Origin of the sequence: Sphingobacterium sp. DR205 (assembly GCF_011064245.1) — a bacterium.
Classification (GTDB): domain Bacteria; phylum Bacteroidota; class Bacteroidia; order Sphingobacteriales; family Sphingobacteriaceae; genus Sphingobacterium; species Sphingobacterium athyrii.
Genome location: NZ_CP049333.1, coordinates 4,593,709 through 4,618,677, shown reverse-complemented (window position 1 = coordinate 4,618,677; position 24,969 = coordinate 4,593,709). Strand labels below are relative to the sequence as shown.

Sequence of the window (24,969 nt, the reverse complement as noted above, 5' to 3'; positions counted from 1 at the left end):
ATGGGTTTGTTGAGTATTTTTTACTCAATAAACTTTGGTGAAATAAAAATAATGCGCATCTTTGTTGAGTAAAAAGTACTCAAATAGAGTAGTTGTAAAAAATGAAAAATGATTATATTAAATAAACATCAGCTTATCACCGAACAGTTTCCCAATGGGGAAACGAAGGTGAAGGATTTCGATCAGTTGATCAAAGCGGAAAACCTGCTTGAATTTACCTATCAGGAAGATGGCGATTTGATTCGTTTGTTTTTTGTCAGGAAGCGACTTGAAGAAGCAGGGGCAAGCTGTCAATTATGGATTCGTTATATGCCCTACAGTCGTATGGACCGTAAAATTGAGGGGGACCTATTTACGCTAAAATATGTCGCTGCATTTATCAATAGTTTACAGTTTGATAAGGTTTATGTTGTTGAGCCACATTCCGAAACAACCCTCACATTATTGGAAAATAGCATAGCGATCTATCCTGCTTTGGACTGGCTGCCGAAACTGATGGAAAAACTGAAATTCTCGGACAATGACCGCATAGTATTTCCGGATAAAGGGGCGGCGGCACGCTATCTAAATAGCGGTTACGACGATGCCTGTGTCTTTGAAAAACAACGCAATCCGCAAACGGGGCGTATCGAAGCGATGGAATTGAAAACAGGAAACATTGTAAAGGGGGCGAAATGCATTATTGTCGATGATTTATGCTCTGCAGGAGGAACATTTCTCTGGGCGGGAAAAATTCTAAAGGAGATGGGAGCAAATGAAATCTATCTGTTGGTGACACACTGTGAGCCAAGGGTTTTCAAGGGGGCTTTACTGGATGAAGATTCACCGATCGACCTTGTTTTCACGACAGATTCGATGATGAACACCATGCATCCAAAATTAAATTATATCAACTTAACAACTGAAAGCTATGTTTAGAGCGATGAGCAAAAATCCGATTCTCTGGACGGACGGTTACAAATTGTGTCACAAAGATCAGTATCCGGCACATACAGCGTGGGTTTACGAAACCTGGACTCCCCGGATGTCACGGATCCCAGGAGTAAGCCATGTTGTCTTCTTCGGCTTGCAGGGTGCCCTGGCCGAGATCAGCAATTCTTTCGATGAATATTTCTTCGCTCAGCCGGAGGATGCTGTTGTCGCACAATACGAAGAAGCCATCCGCGAAGTGTTCGCGATGACCAACCGTAATTTTGCGGACACACATCAGTCACAACATATACGCGATTTACACCGCTTGGGTTACCTTCCGATCAAGGTGAAAGCTTTGAAGGAAGGGAGTCTCGTGCCTATAGGGGTGCCTATGTTTACGATCGAGAATACCCACCCGGATTTCTTCTGGTTACCGGGTTACCTCGAAACGCAACTCTCTGCCTATATCTGGTCCCCGATGACTGCTGCAACTATTGCCGATCAATGCAAAAGATTGTTGATGGGCTTTGCAGAAAAAACAGGCGATGTCAATAAGGTATTTACACAGGCCGGAGACTTCTCCATGCGGGGTATGGGATCACCGGAAACAGCTTATCGCACTGCGGGTGGCCATTTACTGAGTTTTGGTGTTTCGGCAACACTCTCGGTTCGGGAATACCTCAAAACCTATTATGGTGCAACAGGCGACGTCATGATGTATACACCATCCACAGAACATAGTGTAATGTGTTCTTACGGTGAACACGAAGTAGAGGCCTTCCGCCATTTGATTACGGAGGTCTATCCGAGTGGCAACATTTCGATTGTGTCCGATACCTATGACCTATGGCATGTTGTGGATCATGTATTGCCACAATTGAAAGATTTGATCATGGGGCGGGAAGGTAAAGTTATCATTCGGCCGGATAGTGGCGACCCTGTTAAGATTATCTGTGGTGATCCGCTGGCAGACCATGAAACAGTTCAAAAGGGGATTGTCGAGCGATTATTTGAACTCTTTGGCGGGACAGTTAATGCGAAAGGTTTCAAAGAACTTGATCCGCATATCGGTGTTGTGTATGGCGATTCCATTACCGTGGAACGGGCAGCTATGATCTGCGAAGGTTTGATGGCCAAAGGTTTTGCCTCGACCAATACGGCGCTTGGAATAGGATCTTATACCTATCAGTATGTGACAAGGGATACCTTTGGATTTGCCTTAAAGGGAACGGCCGAAATTGTTGACGGTCAGTTTAAAGCTATTCAGAAAAGACCGGCCACAGATACCGGAAATTTTAAGAAATCCCAAAAGGGCATCGTTGCCGTCGTATTCGAAAACAATGATTTTCGCTTGATAGATGATCTCAATCCAACGACCGTCGAACAATTGAACGATAGCAACTTGCTTAAAGAGTGCTTTTTGGACGGAGCATTTGTCAGCCCCGTTAGTTTTAAGGAAATAAGAAACAGATTACAAACAGAATCAATAAGAGTATATGGAAAATAACCTAAGAAAACCGTTTTTCATCAATGATGAAAACGTCGAACAGTATGCACAACAAATGGCATCATGGATTGCGGGACAGGTGAATGCGGCAAACCGTCAAGGTCTGGTGCTTGGCATGAGTGGCGGTATTGACTGTAGTGTGGTTGCTTGCCTATGTCATTTGGCCAACGTGGATGTCCATTTGATCATGATGCCCTATGGTAGTGACATGAACAATAGCAAGAGCCATGCACATGGCATGGAGCTTATCGAAAAATTTAATTTTCCTTACCATATCTTTGATATCAAGCCTGCGGTCGATGCGCTGACCATCAATAATGAAGCTTATATTGCAGCTTCTAGTGAATCCAACCGTGTCTTGAGTTTGGCCAATATCCGGCCGCGGGTCCGCATGACTTACCTCTATCAATTTGCACAATTGGGAAGCCGTTTTGTGATCGGTACCGGTAATATGGCCGAAGCGACTGTGGGTTACTTTACCAAATGGGGAGATGGTGCTTATGATCTTAACCCCCTGGCCATGGTGACCAAACAAGAAGTATATACACTGGCAAAATATCTGGGTGTCCCCGAATCCATTCAAGATAAGAGTCCTTCAGCAGGGCTATGGGAAGGACAGACGGATGAAGAGGAGCTGGGAATGAGCTATGCACAGATTGACGCATTTATTCTGACCGGAACATCCGGAGAACCAGCGATAGATGAACTGATCCATAGACGTCAACAACAGTCTGCCCATAAGTTTGCTGCAATTCCAACATTTAAGGGCTGATAAAAAAATTAAAGCTAAAAATCAGTTAGATTTAAAATTTTATCACCTAAAAGAATGTGAAATTGAACACATACAATACATAAATATTGAATTACTGACAGATGAAAACAAGATACGAACAGATCGTTGATGTAAGACATATAGCATCCGAAAAAAGGGATCATATTCCGTCCATATTGTCATTGGTAGGGCAGGAGCAAATCCTGCCCGCTTCTACCGACAAAAAACGGACACTGCTTTTGGCTATTGACATACAAAATGATTTTATGGAATCCATTGGCAGTCTACCAGTAGCTGGTTCGCGTGCTGATGTACACCGGCTGACCCAATGGATGTACAACAATATGGCTTCTTTGACCCAGGTTATGTGCAGCCTCGACTGTCATTCGCTACTACAGATCTTTCATGCAGACTGGTGGGTGGACAAGAAAGGAAATCAGCCTAAACCATTTACAGTCATCCGTTATCGGGATCTTGTGGATGGGACCTGGACTGTTTCCAATGCGGATACACTGGAACGTTCATTGGCTTATCTTAAAAATTTAGAAACCGAAGGGAAAAAAGAACTGTGCATCTGGCCATATCATTGCCTGGAGGGTAGCTACGGAGGGCAACTGGAAAGCCAGTTTGCCAATATGCTCTATTTTCACAGTGCCCTGCGCCAGTCCAAACCTCTCTTAGTCTATAAAGGACAGGATCCCTATACTGAAATGTATGGCATTATCAAGGCTGAATATGATAACAATAAATTTGTCAATCACGCTGTACTTGAAGCTATTCGGGCTTATGATGCAATTTATATTGCTGGGCAGGCATCAAGTCACTGTGTATTGGCCTCTGCAATGCAGATATTGGAATATTTTGCGAAGGACAAAGCGATTACCTCCCGCATTACCTTACTGATTGACTGTATGTCACCTATTGCGGGTTTCGAAGAGTCTACGCGGCAAGCCTTTGAATCACTACATGAAAAGTATGGTATACAAATCAAAAAGTCCACTGACATAATTTTATAAGACGATGGCTACCGCTCAAAAAAAATACACCTACGATTATCCAAGGCCTGCAGTTACAGTCGATTGTGTGATCTTTGGTTTTGAGAAAAATCAGCTTAAACTGTTATTGACCAAACGGGCGATAGAACCTTATTTAGGGAAATGGGCATTTCCCGGTGGTTTTATCCGGGAAGATGAAACTGCGGATGAATGTGCGCTGCGTAAACTGTCCGAAGAAGCCGGGCTAAGTAATATCTTTCTTGAGCAACTTTATACTTTCTCAAAGCTGAACCGCGACCCACGGGGACGGGTCATCAGTGTAGCCTATTTTGCGTTGGTCAAGCCGACCGAATATACGCTAGAGGCGGGACTTGACATCGATGCGGTGCAATGGTTTAGTTTAGAAGAGGTGGCTGATCTGGCATTTGATCATCAGCAGATCTTGTCTGTTGCGGTCGAACGGCTGAAAGGTAAAATCCGTTACCAGCCGATCGGATTTGAACTGCTGCCAGCGCAATTTACGTTACCTGAGCTACACAACTTGTATGAAACAATCCTCCAGCGTTCAATAGATCGGGGCAATTTTCGTAAAAAGATGCTAAGCATGGGCTTGCTAATTGACCATAGCGACATGCAGAAGGATAGACATGCTAGAGCAGCAAAAATCTATAGTTTTGACAAAGTAAAATACGAGGAACTGAAGGAAAGCGGATTTTACTTTGAAATCTGATCGCAGTTAACTATCCACCATGCTCATATGCGTGTCAAATGATGCTTGGTGGATATATCCATTGAAGGGCACAGTTACCCTTGAAAGTCTCCACAGTCATGTACTTCAAATTGGCCAATTAACCCATCTTGTGTGTAGAATTTGGCGATTCTCTTGTTTTTCAGAAGAAATGGTTCGCCAATAATCTTTAGTTCAAAAATTGGCTCTTTTTCAACTTTCCTCAGGATAAACTCGGAACGCTCGGTTTTTATACGGAGTGTAGAGTCGTTGGCAGTATAGCTGAAATTCCTGAGTTGATAGATTTCATTCGAATCACAGACATTCACAAACTGGACCAGATCTTTTTCGACCTTGATCTCCGCTAGATCACAGGAATAGCAGATACCCGAAAATTCGATGCCATATTTTTTAAATGTATCTTTGCTTTCGGGCTTTAGCATGTCAATCGGATAGAGTTTGTGAAAAATTTTCAAAGGATCAGTAGCGGTCAATAAGGGTTTTTCTTTCGCCTTTACTGTTTCCTTTTGTACGAGCGTATCTTTGACTGCTGCGCTAGGCTTGCGGACAACGTTGTCTCCTCTTTTTTCCGGATGACAGCTGAATATAGAAAGCAAGACCAGCAAGAAGAGTATTGTCGGATATAATTTCATACCAATGATCGTCTATTAAATATCAATAGCCTAATATACATTTAACTATTTAATCTTTACAAGTCGAATATTGATTGTCACGGCCCGTAAATTGAGTGATCTTTAGTATTGTGTGGCTAAAATACGATATTAGACAAAATATCTTATGGGTAACTTAGTTATGAAGAAAGTACTTTATTGCGCTGCCATTATTTTAACGTTGTGTATGGCATGTCAAAGAAATCAGGTAAAAAATGCTGCGAACATTTCCACGAACATTTCCGCCGGAAAGCTTGCGCCAACGAAGAAAACACCTGTGGATTCGCTTGTCTTTCAGGATAAAATGATCAGAATTTATAAGATAGATTCCATCAGCTTTTTTAAGGAGCAACAACAGGCCGATTATCGGAGAGATACCATTGCTTCAGTCAGTGACATAAATGTCGTAAAGAAGATGTTGCAGGGACGTGTCAAATTTGGAGGTTATACGCCGGGTAAGGACATGGAAGTCGACACCCTTGTGGAGGGAAATTTAATTGCTCTGGTACGATTTAATGATGGTCGATTGCTATCGGCCGGAAAAACAGAAGGTGCCATTGATCTGTTGGAGAATATGTTTGTGAAATATTTTCCTTCAGAGGAGGTTCTGCTGCTTGAAGGTGGTCATACGACAGATCAAGCACTTGATTTGCGTCAGGGAAAATGGGACGTCGAGGAGATCGGTAATTTGGATTATGTCTATTTTTCGAAACATAAGAAATATAGGTTGAACGGCATGTTTAACGGGCAGGAATGTTCCAGTTACTTTTTGCAAAAAAAGGAAAATGGAGGCTATCTGACTTACGCGCAGATTCCCCTGGACTGGAACGACAACTTTGAGCTATGTACATTAAAAGAGATCTTTTGGAAAGGCGATCAGCAGGTGTACTTTCGGAATTTTTTCTATGGAGCACCACATGACAAACGAGCTGGTTTTTATAGGCTAGATATTATTTCCGAAGATTGATAGCGTCACCATGAAGGTGTCGATCAATCGCCCGGGCTTCTGTAAAACCACCTTCCGTACCTATTTAAAAAATCCCTGTTTTCCGCTAAATGGAATATTTGATAATAGCTGTATTTTTACTGCTTTAGATGTGGTGTTTACCGTTTTCATCCAACTGAGATAAACAGTATACATCTATTTTAAGACTATCGCACAATCAGATTATGGCACATCGCATTTACATATATAACGTCAATTCCAAAACAAAAGAAACATTTGAAACATATCTGGCCGAATGGAATTATGAAATTCCAGCTCTGATGCTCCCGCTATTTTCTTCGGGTATCCATGTCAGGGGTACACAGCTCTATGCCAATAAGGAAGATGGTATTGCAAGAATGCGCTATTTTTATGCGCTTCTTGCCGATGTTTATCAATTGCATTACAAAAGGAAATATACGGAACCCGTCAATAAGATGTTTGAGTTTTTGGAAAGTTTACCGTTCGATACTTTTCGGATTGATGCACGGGATGTCTTCAACATGAATGTGGAAAAACATACGGAACAGGCGAGTGACTGGGTCGATGAGATCAGGACGACGGGAGCAGTATATACACAGGCGTTTGAGCAACAAAGTTTGGATCCTTTACAGAAGATCTTGCGATTGTCTGGCTACCATACTTTCCTGGAAATGCTCGAGATAGACTGGATTAACTATGGCTTGGGTCTTTGGGAAGAACATGCTTTTCAGCAGGAGGGGGCCGAAGTCTTTGATGAAAATGGAAAACAGGGATTGAAAGACAGACTTGGGAATATCCTGGCTGTTGCAAAATATAATGAAATATTTGAGTTCAACGAAGCCGGGATTGCTGTGGTTCAGCTGGATAACCTATTTGGTTATATCAATGAGCAAGGAGAGGAAATTATACCTTGTCAGTACGTTGAAGCATTTGACGCGCGTGTTATCGATGGTGTTAATTACGCGGAAGTTGAAATCGAAGGCAAGCGTGGTGTATTGCACATTGCAAGCAAACAACTTTCCCTACCTGCTGCTTATGACAAATTGGACTGGTTTGCCCACGGTTTTTTGAACGCAAAGCAAGGTGCTGACTATTTTCTTTTTGCTGCTGATGGGGTACAGGTTATTGACGAATCAGCGGATGAACCTTTTGGATACGATTACAGTAAGCTTTTTTATAAGCGGCAAAAAGGTACAATGAAGCGGAAATACTTTCGTATGGATGGTCACTATTTGGGCAGTTTCCTGGAAGATAGCCTACAGGCTCTTCCCAACGCCTATTTTTGGATCAAACCCAACAAGTTACAGCGGAAGATTTCAGTCATCAAGCCCGATGGCAACGTGCTTGATGAAGAGATTGATCGGATCATCGTTCTGGATGATTATCGCAGTATCGCTTACCTGAAAAATAAACAATGGCAGATTTACTCACTTGCGCATGACCTATTCCGCCTAGGCGATCGGACCATTGACAAAGTCTTGGTCGATAGCATTAAAAACTTTCGAAAAGATGTCTTTGTTGTCGCCTGTGCCGAAGGGCAGGGGATATATGAAGCTCATCTTGATCAATGGTTGCTCGAACCTGATCGGGCTTATCAGAAAATCGAATATTGCTATATGGACTTTATGCGTATCCAGCAATCCGAAGGCATGCGCTATTTTGATACAAAAGTAAATTTCTGCAGCGAACTTTATGATTATGTCAGTGCGCCGATTCATGATCCTCATCCAGAGCGAAGCGAAGGTGAATTCTTACTCTTATTTAAAGGAGAAAGGCTGTTTTATGTAGATCTAAAACGAAATGTCGCGGAATTTCCTGAAACAGCATTTGGCCGTTTGTATGCCGAAAAATATAATTTGCAGGGAGCTGACCAGAATTACTTTGTACAATTTTATCAAGCATGGACCAAACGAAAGGGGGCGGGCTACGAATCTTATCTCGATAATGAGACGCTATACGAAAAAGCACAGAAACTAAATTGGGCCGGTAAGAAAAACGAGGCGATACATTTGTTGACCATCGGTGCCTCCCGAGGTAGCGCTGACTGCCAATACCTTCTCGGCAATATCTATTGCGATACAGATCATGAAGATTTTCTGGATATTCCTAAAGCGATTCGCTTCTACGAACAGGCCATAGCGCAGGATCATGCGCAGGCTTGGACGAACTTAGGGTTCATATATGCTACGGGCCTCGGCCTTCCGCTTGATATTCCCAAAGCCTTAGAGGCCTACCAAAAAGCTGCGGCATTGGGGGAACCACAGGCGATGAGCAATCTTGGCAATTGGTATTATGAAGGGGAATATCTGGAACAGGATTTTGTGCAGGCCTTACACTATTTTAAACAGGCTGAAAAAGAAGGTATCAATAATGATGCGCAGGTAGCCGAAATTTATTACCAACAGAAAGATTACGCCAATTTATTACGCTATCTTAAAAAGGATAAAGACGGACAATATGCCGCGATTTATTATGGTATTTTGTATGAAGAAGGCTGGGGCGTAAAACAGAGTATGGTGAAGGCACTGCGTTACTATGAACAGGCAAACGAAAATGCGACCTATGCTTATGCCGTCAATCGTCTCTTGTATTACTATAAAAATGGAGCGTTTGCAGATTCCGCTAAATACAACTTTTGGTTGGATTTTGCCAAAAACAATGCGGTTGATATTGAAGAATAAAAGAAGAATATGGCACATCGAATTTATATTTATAACACAGATAAAAAAGATCAGGAGTATTTCCATGCTTATTTGGGTGAATGGAACTATGTCATTCCAGATTTGTTGCTGCCTTTGTTTGCCGCAAATCCAAAAGCGAAAGGTACCTTGGTATATGCTGAAAAAGAAGCGGGTGTTTTAAAATTAAGGAAATTCTACGATCTGCTTATACAGGAGTATAACTTGATATCCAATGCTGCTGTCCTGTTGACCATCGAAAAAATGTTCGATTTTCTGCATGGACTTCCATTTGAATGCTTCCAGATCAATGCGCGTGATGTTTTTAATATGTCTGAGGTCAAACATAGCCAACAAGCAAAGGATTTTGCATTTGAAATTCAGGAGAAGAACCTGTATTACGAAAAAGCAATAGAGAAGCAGTCGTTATCAGCGCTTTATCCTATTTTGAGCCGCTCAGGTTATGATTCCTTTTTAGCGATGTTAGAAGCTGAGTGGAGCAACTATGGGCTGGGCTGGTGGAATGGGGAAGCGATTGATAGTCTTGATAACCAGTTTTTTGAAGAAAACGGAAGTTGGGGGATCCGAAATGCGAAGGGTGAGGTGAAAGTCGAACCCTGTTATGACGAGATCGGAGACTTTGATTACAATGGCTTTGCAGTTGTTGAGAAAGAAGGCTTGTTTGGCTATATAAATAGAAAGGGCGAAGAGACCATCCCTTGTATGTACGCCTCTGCAGAGCCTGTACAGAGCGGCCGTGGTAAGATTGTAGGAAAAGTGAGTTTAGCGGGCAAATATGGCTTGGTGGACGTGGAGACTGGAGCTACAATTATTCCCTTGAACTATGCGGTTTTGGACGATTTTGCTTATGGATTCTACCAGGGACAGCTGGATGGAAAATATGACATTATCGATGCTGAAGGTAAGGGCTTGAATACGACGAGCTCCGATGAGCCTTTTGAAATAGACTACGAGGGCTTTATTTACCAACCAATAGCGAACAGCAAACTACGTAAATATTATTCCAATCAGGGTGCTCTATTGGGCGAGTATCCAGAAGGGGTTTTAAACGAATTGTTGTTTGATTTCTACGCGGTCAATTTAAACAATAAAAAAAAGAAATCAGTCCATGCGGCAGACGGTTCCCTTTTGGTAAAAGATGTGGCTGTGCTAAATGCCATGAATGGGCTCAGTGCATTGTATTACCTTACAGCGGGCAAATATTTTCTGTATGACCTCGCCAGTCGGGATTTTCTTCTGCAAGATCTGACGATTAAATCTATACAGGGAGGTGCAAATTTTGGTAATGGTGCCTATAATTGTTATATCATTGAAACCGAATCGGAAAGAGGAATCTATCACACAGAGACTAAAAGCTGGCTGCTTCCATTGTCAGCACATTATGCCACAATCAGCTACGCGCTGATGGACTATTTTATCCTGCAAGATCAGGTGGGCGGGTATTATTACTACGATACTGATAGCAAAGAACTGAGTGAATCCTTCGATTTTATCTGTGGTAGTGTAAGACATTATCAAGATCTAATGATGTTGCGCGACGGCAAACTGTTTAATAAGGGATATGAAGGATTGGAAGAGGTGCCCCAAGATCAGTATGGATATTATATCAAGGCATTGGACAAGCTGGAAGGAAAGGAACTTGAGGTTTTTGACCATTTTTTTACGCAGTGGAAATCGGATCGGGGCGTAGATTTTGAATCTGCCTATGATAGCTATACATTGTATCACATGGCCATGGATTGCTGTAGAAATGGAGACGTCGAAAATGCTATCCGTTACTTTACATTTTCAGCTGATCAGGACAATGAAAGCAGTATGTATGAACTTGGTAATATCTATACGGATACCGATAATGAAAATAAGCGTTTTCTGGACCTGAAAAAAGGAATTGCATACTATGAGCGGTCCGCCGGAAAGGGGTATGCAGCTTCTTGGAATAGCATTGGTTATCTTTACCAGCATGGAATAGGGTATACATCGGATCTAAAAAAAGCTTTTGAGGCCTATACCAAAGCGGCTGATCTTGGGGATGGCTATGCATTATCCAATCTGGGTTATTTCTATTTTAGTGGGACCTATGTGGAAGAAGATCTTGAAAAAGCATTGGATTACTACAAAAAAGCGGAATTGAAACTGGTTGAAAATAATGGCAATATTGCCTCGATTTATTATAGTTTAGATGACTATGACCGTCTACTTGTTTATCTGAAGAAAGATAAAGCGAATAGCTATTCCAACATTTATTACGGTTTGATGTATGATGCGGGTTTAAAATTTAAAAAGGACAGCAAAAAAGCCATTCATTATTTTGAGCGGGCAAATCATTATAGTGTCTATGAGTCTGCTACAGAAAGCTTATTGGGTTACTATAAAAATGATCCCAATTTTATGGATCAGGAAAAACACGCCTATTGGTCGGACTTTGCCCGACAACACGAATTGGATATTGAACCCGAATTGTTGATTTGGGCGAATGAGAAAAGTGGGGGAGTAGAAGCACAGGACGAACCTACAGGAAATAGTAGTTCATCCTTTTTTAGTAAACTGTTTAAAAAGAAAAAATAATCTGCACGATGTTATCTTCTGCGAATTTAGATTTCACAGGTATGCTGATCGACCTAGCCTTTATGCTTTCAGAAAAAGACCAAAACGTTCGGCTATTATCTGCGGACGTTTTTGATTTCGGGGATTATAGGTCTTGCATTGGGCGCTTTATTCGTTATGATGTGGGTACAATCATTATAGTTCGCACACAACTTGATTCAGGAGCTTTTGTCGTTGGGTAGACTCTGCTCCTGAAAATAGGACTTTATCGTTAGACTGATCTATTTTTTGCATTGACAATGTGCATCAGATGGTGGTTGCAATGCCAGGCATATAATCCAATATTTACTTTAAGTGAAATATATCGTTTGGTAACGGGATGAATAAAGGCACGTTCAAGTTGCTCATCACTTAGACTTTTCAAAAGAATCTCCCAACGTTGATGCAAACCTTCCAATAGACGCAGCGAGCTTTCTATCGGATTGTGTTTTGCATCGGGAAGTTCGGCCCATAGGTTTTCTTCATAGAGTTTTATCGTAGGGTCATCTTCTGACAGGGCTAGCTTAAAACGGACAAAGCTATTCATATGGCTATCTGCGCAATGATGCACCACCTGTCTGATCGTCCAGCCATCTGGGCGATATCGTTTTTCCAATGCACTATCCGGTAGGTCACTAACTTCCGATTTTAGGCGGGCCGGGAAGTCTGCAATTGTTTTTATCCAATCGCTCAATAATTGCTTGTTAATCTGATCTGGTACGGCAAAGCGGCCTATGGGATACCGAAGTTTTTCTAATTCATGTTGCATGGTTTAAATTTAACGAAAATTGCTTGAAGGTTCGTATGTTTTATGTGTAAAGTAACGGTCAGATCATCTTTTGGACTTTAACAAACCTACCTATGTGATTTGGATGACAGGAAGAATTATGGTAATTTCGGCAATTCGAGATGCATCACTTTATTTTTTTTCTATAATCGATGAATTAGGAAAATAGGTAAGGACGGTTTGTTTTGGATATAAAGCACAAGGAATGAAGAGTTTAAATGAGTTGATTAATCCGACAGATTCAGGATGGAACCTGGTCGAAGAATGGATGAAGGGAGCTAGCAATCCTTATGAGGTACTGCCCAGAAATGCAAAACGTGCAGATGAGGAGCTGCTAAGAGCTCAGATCACTACAAAATCACCTATGGGCGCTATAATTCATCAAACCGGAGGAATACTAATTGACAATGGGTGGCTACGGATATTGGGTTCGGGTTCAGTCAAATTGAATCGGGGTATTATGGAGTGGAACAAAGGAAAGAGTTTTGACAAAGAAGGAGAGAAAGGTGGTTTTCTATTAATTGCCGATGATGTTTTGGGTGGCTATTTTGCGATTAATGCGGGGGCTTTGGGCGAGGGCATAGGACAGGTCTATTATTTTGCACAGGATACCTTGGAATGGGAAAGCTTAGAGTGCGGCTATTCTGATTTTATTTATTGGACACTGAAGGGGGATATCCGTCAATTTTATGAAACATTTAAATGGAAGGATTGGGCCGATGATGTGCAAAAATTGGATGGCAATCAAGTATTTTCATTTTATCCTTTTTTGTGGACGGAACAGGCCCGCGATTTTCGGAAGGTTGATAGAAAAGTTGTTCCGATCGATGAAAACTACCATTTTACAATGGAATTTGCTGGTGGAAGATAGCTTTTTAGCAGTTAGCAGGCTTGATGGTCACCGTTTTCCTAACGCTGGTTTAGTTGGAAATTTATCAGCGAACCAGCTTGTCCATGTGCGAGATAGACGATTTTATTGGACATAAACAGATTATTTTATCTGGATTACATGCTTTGAAAACGTCTTTCGTTTAGATATTAAATATTGCTGAATAGATATCGGCGTTGTATAAGCTTGTTTTTGCTGTCTGTTTAGCATGACTATCGAATCAATTTGATCGACCAATAAGTATTTAATCGAGGTTCCATCCCATTTTCCAATTGAAAAATGCTGCCTGAATTGCGGATTCGTATGCAGCGATACATCAATGGGATTTGTTTTCGAAGAAATTCCGACGTGCTTGCTGTCAGTTGATTTCAGGTATACTAAAATATGTGTATCCTTTTTCTTTGCTTCAATCTGGATCGTTCGTACAGGATCACAGGCTAGCAACAGGAGAATAGATAAAAACATTGTTATTACAAAATATAGACTCATTTTCATCATCGAAGATTTACATTTCGGCAATCAGACCAACCATCTAGTTCGTAAAGAATTCTTTTTAGACCGTAGATTATCTCCCCAAAAAATTGGAGCCTCTCGGATAGTTACAAATATAACTGGAAATAGGAAGGATATTCTAGCTGTTTTCAGGGAATTTTATAGCGAGCGAGAAGGGAAGGAGAATCTATATTGACTGCTGACCGAACGATTATCTTTTCCTTCGATCAGCAATCATGTCTTTTTTTGCTCAATAAAAAGTCATCCTAGCTGGGTTGATTTTGGAGCGCATAGGTATGCTCGTTGAGTTTCGTTATCTCCAGTTGAATTCCTTCTGCAAGTCCAAGCTGTGTAGCTGCTTCTTTCCCTAGTTTAAGGACATGGAATCCACGGCCACGGTAAGTGAAATTGCATTCATACTCATTGGAATCGATCACGATCCGGAGCTTTTGTGATTTTGCTGGAAATAAAGGCTTAAAATCTTTCGTAATTCTGATTTGCGATTTTTTTGCATCATCCGCTGTAATTTTATTTCCTGCTGCTGGAAATAACATACGATTGGGAGAATCATTTTGAGCTATGTTTTCTACTACTTGTTGTTCATCTTTCTGTTGAACTGCCGCAACCTCTTTCGGAGGATTTTCCGATGCCACTGTATCTTGAGGCTTTTTATTTTGGCGGCTTTTTTTTCTTGCATTTTGATTGGCAGGTTTTGTCGAAACTTCCTGCGATTTTGCATCAGTAGTCGATACTGTTTTTTTGTCTTCAGCGGTTGGTGAAGGGGCGGCGGCAGATAAAGGTCTTTTGATAATATTTCGAATATAATAATGTTTTATACGCGATTTGTCCGTATTACGTTCTTCAATTTCAAAATCTTCTGTATAGGCTTTAAAAAGGTGGGACATTTTATCGTAACCATAGTTTCGCGCATCAAAATCTGGTTTTCTTTTATTGAAAAGACTGCCAATTTCCCCTAAAAATGCCCAGCCATTTTCATCTGCGGTGTCATCAACAGTATCTTTTAATAATTCCAGCGTCTCTTCATCAAGCACAGCTATACTGGTTGGATTGTCTACAGGGACAGGTTTGGGCTGATTTTGCTGTTTTTTCTTTGTGTTAGGTTCTTTCTTTGGATTCTTTTCAAAGATCTCAACATAAATAAATTTGTCGCAAGAAGCGATGAAAGGCTTCGGCGTCTTTTTCTCTCCGATACCGATCACCAATTTGCCGGATTCTCTTAACCGTGTCGCCAGCCTAGTAAAGTCACTGTCACTTGATACAATACAGAACCCATCAACCCTGTCAGAATGCAGGATGTCCATCGCATCAATAATGAGTGCCGAGTCCGTGGAGTTTTTGCCCTGAGTGTAACTGTATTGTTGGATAGGGGTGATCGCATGGGTGAGGAGCTTATCCTTCCATTTTTCGACATAGGGATTTGTCCAGTCACCGTAGATCCGTTTGATCGTAGGAATACCGTAGCGTTTGACTTCGTTCAGAATTTCTTCGATCTTTCGATAAGAAACATTATCCGCATCGATTAATATTGCGATTTGTAAATCCCCATGTTCTGCCATATATGTTTAATTATATTTCGATGTATTATTATGTGTACGCCACCAATAGGATTTTCCTATTTTTTGAACATACGGTTAAAAATACGTTATTGTTGAAGAATTATTGAATTTTTTGAAAATTTAATTTGAGTGATGATTTTCTGAGGGACACTATTTTGAAAGATTTCCTATCCTCTTTTATGAATAATATGATAACAAGAGCATCGGAAGAGGAACATTAAATAGCGCTTAATAGAAAGAAGCGTAGGAACAAAAAAAGGTTTTCAAACGGGGAGAATGAAAACCTTAAATAACCAATTATAAACCTAAATTATGATGATACAAAGATAGTGTGTTTTTCACACTTATGCAAGTATTGTTTAATTTTTTTTTATTGAGCAATTATTTTTGTGGCTAAAAAACTACAGACTCCGTTTGCTATCCTGATTTCAAAAATAACGATCATCTGAGGTTCGCCATATCCGTATTGCCGGTATATGATCTCAGGTAAAAATTGACCATTGTTTCAGATTTTAATTCGAAACCACATTTATAAACTTGATAATTACCGTGATCCAACTTTATATCAAGATAAGGCCAAAACCGTATTTAAAATCGAAATAACACTATATTTAAACCATATTAACAGGGGGTTTACAGGGATCTACCCCTGTTATACCCCTGTAAAACCCCAGTAATTACTAGGTTATTATAAAAGTTGGTATCAATCAGGTATTTTCCTTTACCAAATATGGTAAGGAAGGTTTCGCAATGGAGCAGGTCATGGTCGCAGAAGTTTGAAAAAAAGCAGATGAAATTAAAATGATATAAGACGCGCTGCCGAGAGCGTGCAACCGGTGATCAACGCTGAATAAATGCAGATGGGCGATAGGGTGATACAGGCTCTTTATTTGTAGGTTCTGTTATGATCGGATTAGGAATATGTGTGGGTAATGTGGTGGCACCGGGTTATATTAAAACCAGTTTCCCCCATCATATCGGACTGATGACGGGAATTTTTGCCGTAGCAATGAATCTGACCGCGGCATTTGCATCGGGCTTTAGCCTACGTATTGGGGAATGGACAGGATTGGGATGGCAAGGTTCTTTAGGGCTGTGGGGCATATTGGCCATATTCACAATTATCGCTGTCTTTTTTGATCAATTCGCTGGACCGAAAGATGCTGCTCCCGGCCAAAAGCAGCAATCTAAGAGCAGTATTGGCCATATTTTTAGATCCAGATTGGCTTGGTATATCAGTATATTTATGGGTATTCAATCATTGGTTTATTATAGCCTGATTTCTTGGTTACCTAAGGTATTGGTCGACTATGGAATGGCGGCTAAAGATACGGGATGGTTGTTATTTCTGATTCAGATTGCGATGATTCCCATTATGTTTTTCGGACCTATTATTGCACACCGGATGAAAGATCAGCGGTTAATGGCTGTTGCTGTTGCGGCTGGCATGTTGGGCAGTATACTGATTTTCTTTCTGTTTAAGCTTGAGGGGATTTATGTTGCGGCCGTATTACTCGGACTTTCCAATGGTTTGTCTTTTAGCCTTTCTATTCTCTTTTTTAGCTTAAGGGCAAAAACCACGGCAAATGCAATTAAAATTTCGGGAATGGCACAGTCGGTCGGTTATCTGATAGCTGCATTTGGTCCACCAATTTTTGGAAAACTGCACGAGGTTGATCCCTCTTGGAATTACTCTTTTTATTTTCTTGCCGGTAGCATTATCCTCCTGTTGATTACAGGAATAAAAGCAGCGGAAAACAAATTCGTGGAAGAATCTTGAAACAGTAAAAACAGTGCTTCATAAAACAGATTCGGGCCGATATTCTTAAATATCGGCCCGAATCTGTTTTGCGACTGGTTGATTTTCGCTACCAGGTATCCAGTGATCAGTTAGCCTTAATCTTTTAAGATATCAAATTCGATATAGGTTGCATTGTTGACATCATGAAAAATGCGTTGTGTAGCCTTACGGAAATCGGCTTTGGTCGCTGTATAGGGTTCCATAAATACTTGCGGATTTCGTTCAGCCAATGGGAACCATGAGTTTTGCACCTGAACCATGATACGATGTCCTTTTTTAAAGGTATGGGCAACATCAGGCATAACGAAGTCTACTTTTTCCACCATGCCCGGTGTCAATGGTTGCGGTTTGTCAAAGCCATTTCGATATTTGCCCGCCATGATCTCTCCTCTGACCATCATCTGGTATCCCGCCATTGGTTTTCCATCAAAATTCGGCGCATCGTTGGGATAGACATCGATGAGTTTAACAATATAATCCGCATCGGTACCTGTTGATGCTACTTTTAGAAAATTCTTGATCGGCCCGACAATCGTGATGTCTTCCGTCAATGGTGCAGTTTGATAGACCATGACATCTGGACGGCTGGCTGCAAAACGTTGATCATCGACCATATACTCGCGGGTACGGTTCTGGATTAATCCGCCTTGGTGCGGAACCGGTTTATTGGGATCTGTTACGTATTCATCCCATGAGTCTGTGCGTTGGACTTCCTCAAAACCAAGTTTACCCTGTGGCTGAAAATAAAGCTTTTTTGTTTCGACATTCTTTGGTGGCCATTGTTCAAATTGCTTCCATTCATTGCTTCCGGAAATAAAGATATTAGCCTCGGCGGGAGAGAAGCTTCCTTCTTGTTTTAAATGATGACTGAAAAATGGTTGTTCAAATTTTTCCTGGTAGGTGACGCTTGTTTTTTTCTCAAATTGGATGTCACCTAAGTAATCTCCTGTTGCACGTACCCAGCCACCATGATACCAAGGGCCTGCAACCAGAATTGAATTGTTTTTTTTGCTCTTTTCTTCAATGGATTGATAGGTTTTAAATGTTCCGTAAGCATCCTCGGCATCGAAAAAGCCACCAACGACCATGACTGCCGGTTTCACGTCCTGTAGATAATTGGTGACGACACGGCTTTTCCAGAAGTCATCGTAATTCGGATGCTTAAAGAGGTTATTCCAGAATAGGACAGAATCGCCAAAATATTTTTCTTTGAGTTCTCTGGCGGTTCCGGCTTCAAGGAAAAAATTGTATTTATCCACTTCGTTGATCTGAATCTTACTGTTAAATTGATCCGGCGTAATTGGTTTAGGGCGCGGAACGCCAAAGGTCGACATAAATGTGAAAGCATCCTGCAAGAATAGAACACCATTGTGATGGAAATCATCACCGATAAACCAATCTGTTACCGGAGCCTGTGGCGAAACAGCTTTGAGGCTCGGATGCGTTTTGATCAGTCCGACCGTAGAATAAAATCCCGGATAAGAGATACCATAAAGCCCCGCTTTGCCACTATAATTCTTCAGGTTTTTTTGTAACCATTCCAATGCGTCATAAGTGTCCGTGCTTTCATCAATCGCTTTTTTACCCTTACTGAAGTTTGTGGGACGAACGTCTTCAAAATCGCCTTCACTCATCCATTTTCCACGCACATCCTGATAGACGAAGATATAACCGTCCCGCATCATTGCAGGGAAGTTGCCTAAACTCTTTTTGTATTCGTTTTGGCCATAAGGGCCTACCGTGTAGGGTGTTCGATTCAATAAAACAGGGTATTTCTTGGATTTGTCTTTGGGGCTGTAGATCACAGTAAACAATTTCTTACCATCTCTCATCGGAACCTTTACTTCGGTTTTTTCATAATGATCCCTGACATAAGCGGAATCTGTGGTCGTCTGTGCATGTAGCTGGCTTCCCGTAACAAGTGTTAAAGCCAGAAACGAAATTGTAGTTTTCATTTAAATAATGATTTAAGAATGTCGATTTATCATGTTTTACATGGATTCTTTACACTCGGTTTGTTTTCTTAATGGAAATGTAGCTATCATGAGCGAAATTATTTTCGGTTTTGTTAGCTGATTTGAGCTCACGATGGTTGCATTAATTTAAGTCTAAAGGTAATGCTCCCGAAATCATTTTCCAATTTTATTGTCATATTTATATGGATTAGAAAAAGAAAAATTGACCAATTTTTTAGAAAGAATAACTTTTTTTGAATTGTATTTGGATTAGTTTTTTAATGTTAATATATTGAGTAAAATTAGTTATGATTATATTTTATTTTTCAAGGTATGTTCAAATGACTTAAATTTCAATGAGATGAGTGATCACGACTTCGGTCGGAATCGTATTTTATTGTAGTTCTTTTGTATTCGAATAGGCCTTGAAAAAGCAATTGTCACGATTTTATAAATAAAGTGACAATAGGTGTGAAATATGTTTTTTTAAGCTAATTTTAAGAATTATTTTATCATAAAACATCAATTAAATAACAAATTAAGTATATAGAATTAATATGGGACAACAAGTGAAAGATGCCAATGGCAAATTGGGTATTCTTATTCCGGGATTGGGTGCTGTGGCTACAACATTGATCGCTGGTGTGGCATCTATAAACAAGGGTTTTTCAAAACCGATAGGATCTGTTTCGCAGTTGAGCAGAATCCGTTTAGGTAAGCGCACGGAGAATAGAAATCCATTAATAAAGGATTTCGTCCCTTTGGCAAAGTTGGAAGATGTAGTTTTTGGTGGTTGGGATGTTTATGAAGATAACGTCTATGAAGCAGCTTCAAAAGCACAGGTATTGGAACAAGGTCAACTTGATGCCGTAAAAGCTGAACTGGAAGCTATTCAGCCGATGAAAGCTGTCTTTGATCGCAATTTTGTAAAGAATTTAGACGGTACACACATTAAAACGGAAAAGACACGTCGTGAGTTGGCTGATGCCGTACAACGTGATATCCGTGAATTTAAAGAAAAAAACGGCTTAGACCGTGTCGTATTGGTATGGTGTGGTTCTACTGAACGCTATATTGAGACAAATGAAGCCTTCTCAACAATTGCAAAGTTAGAAGAGGCTTTGGATAATGATGATCAACGTATTCCACCGAGCATGATCTATTGTTATGCGGCTATAAAAGAGGGTGCTCCTTATGTTAACGGTGCGCCTAACTTAACGTGTGATGTTCCTGCTATTGTAGAATTAGCTCATGAACATGGCGTTGCAATTGCTGGAAAAGACTTCAAAACAGGTCAAACATTGATGAAAACAATTGTTGCTCCTGGTCTTCAGGCAAGAGCGCTAGGGGTAGAAGGATGGTTCTCTACAAATATCTTGGGTAACCGCGATGGCTTGGTATTGGATGATCCAGAAAACTTCAAAACAAAAGAAGTTTCTAAATTATCCGTATTGGAAGAAATTCTTGATGCGAAAAAGAACCCAGAATTATACGGTGATTTATACCACAAGGTACGGATCAATTACTACCCTCCTCATGGAGACAACAAAGAGTCTTGGGATAACATCGATATCTTTGGTTGGTTGGGTTACAAAATGCAAATCAAGATCAACTTCTTGTGCCGAGATTCAATTTTGGCAGCTCCAGTTGCTTTGGATTTGGCATTGTTTATTGATTTGGCACAACGTGCTGGTATGTCAGGTATCCAGGAATGGTTGTCTTTCTATTTGAAATCACCACAAACGGCACCGGGTTTACCTCCTGAGCATGATATCTTCAAACAATTGATGAAATTACAAAATACCTTGCGTCATATTATGGGCGAGGACTTGATTACTCACTTGGGACTGGATTATTACCAAGAGTTAGTAGATAGTATTCAATAGATTACCTTTATAAAAAGGGGAACAATTACTTCGGGTGATTCTTCCCCTTTTTCTTCGGGATAATTATATCGTGGCCTCCGGATTTGCGCTATTAAAAAATAGGATAGGGATGCTTTCAAATAATTACCCACCAATAACCCGCTGTAAACTTTTGCGTTTGCAAACGCTAGTATGGTGACAGGGGTTTTACTTTTTTAATGAATGATTTTATTTTGCAATTAGAAGGAATGGAATTTGCTATTATTGCGGCGGGAGAAGGATCTCGATTGCGAAAAGAGGGGTTTAATTTACCTAAGCCCTTGCTACCCTTACATGGAGTTCCATTGATTGAACGATTGATTCGCGTTTTTGCTAAAGAAGGTGCGCAGCAAGTGCATGTTATTATCAATAGACAATCACCTGAATTGAAGACGTTTTTAACACATACAGCATTTGAACTCCCTATCATCCTGATCGAGGAGGACACCCCCAGTTCTTTGCATAGTTTTGCTTTGTTGGTCAAAAACAATCCTGCTTGGACTTCCTGCTGTCTGACGACTACAGATACTGTTTTTAGACCCCACGAATTTCACGAATACCTCACCGCTTTCCATCAGAAGTCAGATGCAGACGCCTTTATGGCTGTGACACCATTTGTGGATGACGAGAGCCCACTTTATGTGAATACAGACGATGAATTACATGTGGAAGCATTTTTGGACAAGGCCACAGCCGGGACAAAATTTGTTTCGGGAGGGATTTATTGCTTTCGCAAGGCTGCGATGGACTGCGCACTCCGCTCTGTCGCCGCCGGAAATTCCAGGATGCGTAATTTTCAACGTGCGCTTTTAGAAAACGATTTGAACGTTGACGCTTTTGTATTCGAGAAGGTGGTGGATATCGATCACTTAAAGGATCGCATTGTAGCGGAACGGTTTTTGAGTGAGGAAGTTAGTTAATAAAATGAGCGAAATGATTTCTATTTTAGGCGTGACGCGTAAAAATCGCTTTTCACCCAATCACGTGGGGAATGATGCTGCAATATTTAACGAAGTTGTGCTAAAATTAACCGAAAAAGGTGCAGCCGTTGAAATTTGCAATGAGGATGAATTTTTAGCTTCTGATTCCGTCAAACAGGGAAATATCCTGACGATGGGAAGAACAAAAACCTTGGTTAAGAAGCTGCAATCACTTCAAAATAATGGTGTTCATGTATTGAATTCAGGTTTTGGTATTGAAAACTGCTTTCGAAAAAACATGACACTCAAATTGTTGGAAGGTGGGATTCCATACCCTAAAAGTATTGTTATCTCTACCGTCGCAGATATGCAGTCAATTTTTGAAAAGTTGAAGGGGAAAGGCGTCTGGATCAAACGCGGCGATTTCCATGCCATCCATAAAGAGGACGTTACCTTTGCTGCCAGCCTCAAAGAAGCGCAGCATATCTTGAACGAATACGCCCTTCGGGGAATTAAAGAAGCGGTAATATCTGAACATTTGGCTGGGGATTTACTCAAGTTTTATGCAGTGAGAGACACCGATTTCTTTTTCTATTTTTATCCTTACGAGCATAATCATCATAAATATGATTTGTATGAGCAAATTAATGATGAAGTTGTGCATTTTCCGTTTGATTTGGCTGATTTAAAGCAAGTAGCCAACCGCGCAGCAGAAGTGTTGGATGTCCATATCTATGGCGGTGATGTAATAATCGATCCAAACGGAGATTTTCATATTATTGATCTAAATGATTGGCCAAGCTTTGCCCCTTGTCGAGCCGAAGCCGCTGAAGCCATTGCGCAAATGGTTTACCATAAATTTACTGAAAAGAACCAAAATGCAGAGAGAACAAGTTAATGTAGTCGAAGAACAGAATTTGAGTGCATTCGAACAATCTTTAAAATCCAACGATACCGAAGAAAAAATAGATATCTGGTTTTATAGGCCTATTGGATTTCGTATTGCACAGATATGCGCTAAAATCGGGATTACACCCAATGCAGTGACTATTATAAGTATTTTCTTTGGTGTTGCTGCGGGTATTCTGTTTTATTATGGCGATTTATGGATAAATGTGATCGGGATGTTGCTGCTGATCTTCGCGAACTCCTTGGATAGCGCAGATGGACAATTGGCACGAATGACAGATAATAAGAGTCGTTTTGGTCGAATTTTGGATGGTTTTGCAGGTGATTTTTGGTTTGCATCTATTCATATCGCTATTTGTTTGCGCAGTATCAACGAAGGCTGGACGGATTGGCTATGGGTGTTCTGTATCCTTGCCGGGGTATCCCATATGATACAATCTGCAATGGCCGACTATTATCGTAATGTCCACCTATTTTTTATTAAGGGTAAAGCTGGTAGTGAGTTGGATAATACACGCGATTTGAAAGTTGATTACGATGCACTTTCCTGGAAGAAAAACTTTTTCAGCAAATTTGTGTTGAACGGTTACATGGGGTATACCCGAAATCAGGAAAAATTATCGCCAAAATTGCAGAAACTGCTGCATATCGTCAAATCGCGATATAAAGACGACTTGCCAAAACAATTGATGGTTGATTTCAGAATGAAAAATAAACCATTGATGAAGTACACCAATATTGTACAGTTCAATACTCGGGTAATCTTTCTCTTCGTTTGGTTGTTTATCGGGCAACCATGGATTTACTTTTTCTTTGACATGTTTGTATTAAATCCAATCTTAATCTATATGTGCAACAGACAGGAAAAGGTAAGTGGTTATTTTGTAGATAAGTTAACAAACGATCCAACCTATGGGGAGTAAAATCTATAAGGTCCTTTTTATGCTGATTGGTATAGGCACCTTGGCTTATATGATTCGTGCGATGGGAGTTGAGGAGATTTGGACTAATCTGGAGAAAATCGGTTGGTGGTTTTTGCCGGTACTGGGTAGCTGGGCTGTCCTCTACTGGATGAATGCCATCGCGTTTAAAGCGATTATTCAGGAACCGCAATTGCCGCAGACCGATGTTCCTTTTTGGAAAGTATTGCAATTGACGGTATCGGGGTATGCGATTAATTACATTACACCATTTGTCGCACTAGGGGGGGAGCCTTACCGAATTATTGAGCTTAAAAATTATGTTGGTGGTTCAAAAGCAGGTTCATCCGTTCTTTTATATGGTGTTATGCATATTCTATCCCATATTTTATTTTGGGTAGTGTCTGTTTTTCTGATTCTCTGGTTTGTACCCGCCAGTACATTAGTCGATGTCGCCTGCGCCGTAATTTTTGTGATGGCCATCGTATGTACCTGGTTGTTTACCAAATTCTATAAAAAGGGAATCACGGTTTCGTTATTGAGAGCTTTGTCAGGTTTGCCTTTGGTCGGAAAGAAAATCAATAATCTGCTAGAGGCGAAGTTCGAGACACTGAATGATGTTGATCAACAAGTCAAGAATTTATTTCAAAACCGTAGGGGCCGATTTTATACGGCTCTTTTCTGGGAATTTGTTGCTCGGGTAGTCGGCTGTCTGGAGATTTATTTTATCGGTCTGGCCTTGGATATCAATATAGATTTTATTGATGCCATGATCATTAGTTCTGGATCTTCTTTATTCGCCAATTTGGTATTTTTCTTCCCGATGCAGTTGGGGACACGTGAAGGTGGGTTGGCGATGGCAGTAATGAGCATCGGCCTACCGGCTTCTGTCGGTATTTTTATGGGAATTGTAACCAGAATCCGGGAAATCGTTTGGATCATTATCGGTTTGGGCTGGATGAGTTTAGTTAAAAAGAAATAA

At 40.7% G+C, this 24,969-nt stretch carries 19 protein-coding genes and 1 pseudogene; 15 read left to right on the top strand and 5 right to left on the bottom strand.

The genetic code is table 11. The features are described 5' to 3' along the window. Window positions 1–108: 108 nt before the first annotated feature. From G6053_RS20110 to G6053_RS20090, 5 genes are all read left to right on the top strand, one after another. A complete protein-coding gene (locus G6053_RS20110) occupies window positions 109–918 on the top strand; it encodes a phosphoribosyltransferase family protein (protein ID WP_165308141.1) in 810 nt (269 codons plus the stop codon). Continuing rightward, the gene (locus G6053_RS20105; protein WP_165308140.1) at window positions 911–2,419 is read left to right on the top strand and encodes a nicotinate phosphoribosyltransferase; all 1,509 of its coding nucleotides are present in this window, start codon (window positions 911–913) and stop codon (window positions 2,417–2,419) included. The genes G6053_RS20110 and G6053_RS20105 overlap by 8 nt, the downstream gene beginning before the upstream one ends. Next, on the top strand, window positions 2,409–3,191 hold the full coding sequence (gene nadE, locus G6053_RS20100; protein WP_108633161.1) for an NAD(+) synthase: 783 nt from the start codon (window positions 2,409–2,411) through the stop codon (window positions 3,189–3,191). Before G6053_RS20105 ends, nadE begins: the two co-directional genes overlap by 11 nt. A gap of 101 nt (window positions 3,192–3,292) precedes the next feature. Continuing rightward, window positions 3,293–4,207 (top strand): hypothetical protein, encoded by a 915-nt coding sequence (locus tag G6053_RS20095; protein WP_165308139.1) that lies wholly within the window; start codon window positions 3,293–3,295, stop codon window positions 4,205–4,207. Window positions 4,208–4,211: 4 nt separating this feature from the next. After that, window positions 4,212–4,916 (top strand): NUDIX domain-containing protein, encoded by a 705-nt coding sequence (locus G6053_RS20090; RefSeq protein WP_165308137.1) that lies wholly within the window; start codon window positions 4,212–4,214, stop codon window positions 4,914–4,916. A gap of 74 nt (window positions 4,917–4,990) precedes the next feature. Here G6053_RS20090 and G6053_RS20085 read toward each other — a convergent pair whose 3' ends face one another. Further along, window positions 4,991–5,566 carry a hypothetical protein gene (locus G6053_RS20085; protein ID WP_108633164.1) on the bottom strand — a complete coding sequence of 192 codons (576 nt, stop codon included), beginning with the start codon at window positions 5,564–5,566 and terminating at the stop codon, window positions 4,991–4,993. A 205-nt stretch (window positions 5,567–5,771) separates the two neighbouring features. On the opposite strand from G6053_RS20085, the gene G6053_RS20080 reads away from it, so the two are divergent. From G6053_RS20080 to G6053_RS20070, 3 genes are all read left to right on the top strand, one after another. Continuing rightward, window positions 5,772–6,551 (top strand): hypothetical protein, encoded by a 780-nt coding sequence (locus G6053_RS20080; protein WP_165308136.1) that lies wholly within the window; start codon window positions 5,772–5,774, stop codon window positions 6,549–6,551. Between the two features lie 203 nt (window positions 6,552–6,754). Then, the gene (locus tag G6053_RS20075) at window positions 6,755–9,232 is read left to right on the top strand and encodes an SEL1-like repeat protein (RefSeq protein ID WP_165308135.1); all 2,478 of its coding nucleotides are present in this window, start codon (window positions 6,755–6,757) and stop codon (window positions 9,230–9,232) included. Between the two features lie 9 nt (window positions 9,233–9,241). After that, on the top strand, window positions 9,242–11,815 hold the full coding sequence (locus G6053_RS20070) for an SEL1-like repeat protein (protein ID WP_165308134.1): 2,574 nt from the start codon (window positions 9,242–9,244) through the stop codon (window positions 11,813–11,815). A gap of 250 nt (window positions 11,816–12,065) precedes the next feature. Here G6053_RS20070 and G6053_RS20065 read toward each other — a convergent pair whose 3' ends face one another. Continuing rightward, complete coding sequence (locus G6053_RS20065; RefSeq protein WP_165308133.1) at window positions 12,066–12,602, bottom strand: YfiT family bacillithiol transferase; 537 nt, start codon at window positions 12,600–12,602, stop codon at window positions 12,066–12,068. A gap of 223 nt (window positions 12,603–12,825) precedes the next feature. Between G6053_RS20065 and G6053_RS20060 the strand changes: the two genes are divergently transcribed. Then, window positions 12,826–13,491, top strand: coding sequence for a DUF2625 domain-containing protein (locus tag G6053_RS20060; RefSeq protein WP_165308132.1), 666 nt, complete (start codon window positions 12,826–12,828; stop codon window positions 13,489–13,491). A gap of 120 nt (window positions 13,492–13,611) precedes the next feature. Here G6053_RS20060 and G6053_RS20055 read toward each other — a convergent pair whose 3' ends face one another. Beyond that, window positions 13,612–13,974, bottom strand: coding sequence for a hypothetical protein (locus tag G6053_RS20055; protein ID WP_165308131.1), 363 nt, complete (start codon window positions 13,972–13,974; stop codon window positions 13,612–13,614). Between the two features lie 293 nt (window positions 13,975–14,267). Then, the gene (locus tag G6053_RS20050) at window positions 14,268–15,578 is read right to left on the bottom strand and encodes an NYN domain-containing protein (protein WP_165308130.1); all 1,311 of its coding nucleotides are present in this window, start codon (window positions 15,576–15,578) and stop codon (window positions 14,268–14,270) included. 895 nt (window positions 15,579–16,473) lie between these two features. Here G6053_RS20050 and G6053_RS20045 point away from each other — a divergent pair. Continuing rightward, window positions 16,474–17,358 (top strand): annotated as a pseudogene (locus G6053_RS20045) (MFS transporter); the annotation flags it as partial. 116 nt (window positions 17,359–17,474) lie between these two features. Here G6053_RS20045 and G6053_RS20040 read toward each other — a convergent pair. Beyond that, a complete protein-coding gene (locus G6053_RS20040) occupies window positions 17,475–19,334 on the bottom strand; it encodes a CocE/NonD family hydrolase (RefSeq protein WP_165308128.1) in 1,860 nt (619 codons plus the stop codon). 557 nt (window positions 19,335–19,891) lie between these two features. Between G6053_RS20040 and G6053_RS20035 the strand changes: the two genes are divergently transcribed. The 5 genes from G6053_RS20035 to G6053_RS20015 all read left to right on the top strand — a co-directional run bounded on the left by G6053_RS20035 (window position 19,892) and on the right by G6053_RS20015 (window position 24,969). Beyond that, window positions 19,892–21,220 carry an inositol-3-phosphate synthase gene (locus G6053_RS20035; protein ID WP_108633174.1) on the top strand — a complete coding sequence of 443 codons (1,329 nt, stop codon included), beginning with the start codon at window positions 19,892–19,894 and terminating at the stop codon, window positions 21,218–21,220. 197 nt (window positions 21,221–21,417) lie between these two features. After that, the gene (locus G6053_RS20030) at window positions 21,418–22,158 is read left to right on the top strand and encodes an NDP-sugar synthase (protein ID WP_241254778.1); all 741 of its coding nucleotides are present in this window, start codon (window positions 21,418–21,420) and stop codon (window positions 22,156–22,158) included. A 4-nt stretch (window positions 22,159–22,162) separates the two neighbouring features. Continuing rightward, complete coding sequence (locus G6053_RS20025) at window positions 22,163–23,056, top strand: hypothetical protein (RefSeq protein WP_108633176.1); 894 nt, start codon at window positions 22,163–22,165, stop codon at window positions 23,054–23,056. Then, a complete protein-coding gene (locus tag G6053_RS20020; protein ID WP_108633177.1) occupies window positions 23,037–23,990 on the top strand; it encodes a CDP-alcohol phosphatidyltransferase family protein in 954 nt (317 codons plus the stop codon). Before G6053_RS20025 ends, G6053_RS20020 begins: the two co-directional genes overlap by 20 nt. Then, window positions 23,980–24,969: a lysylphosphatidylglycerol synthase transmembrane domain-containing protein gene (locus G6053_RS20015; RefSeq protein ID WP_108633178.1), complete on the top strand. Its 990-nt coding sequence runs from the start codon at window positions 23,980–23,982 to the stop codon at window positions 24,967–24,969. The genes G6053_RS20020 and G6053_RS20015 overlap by 11 nt, the downstream gene beginning before the upstream one ends.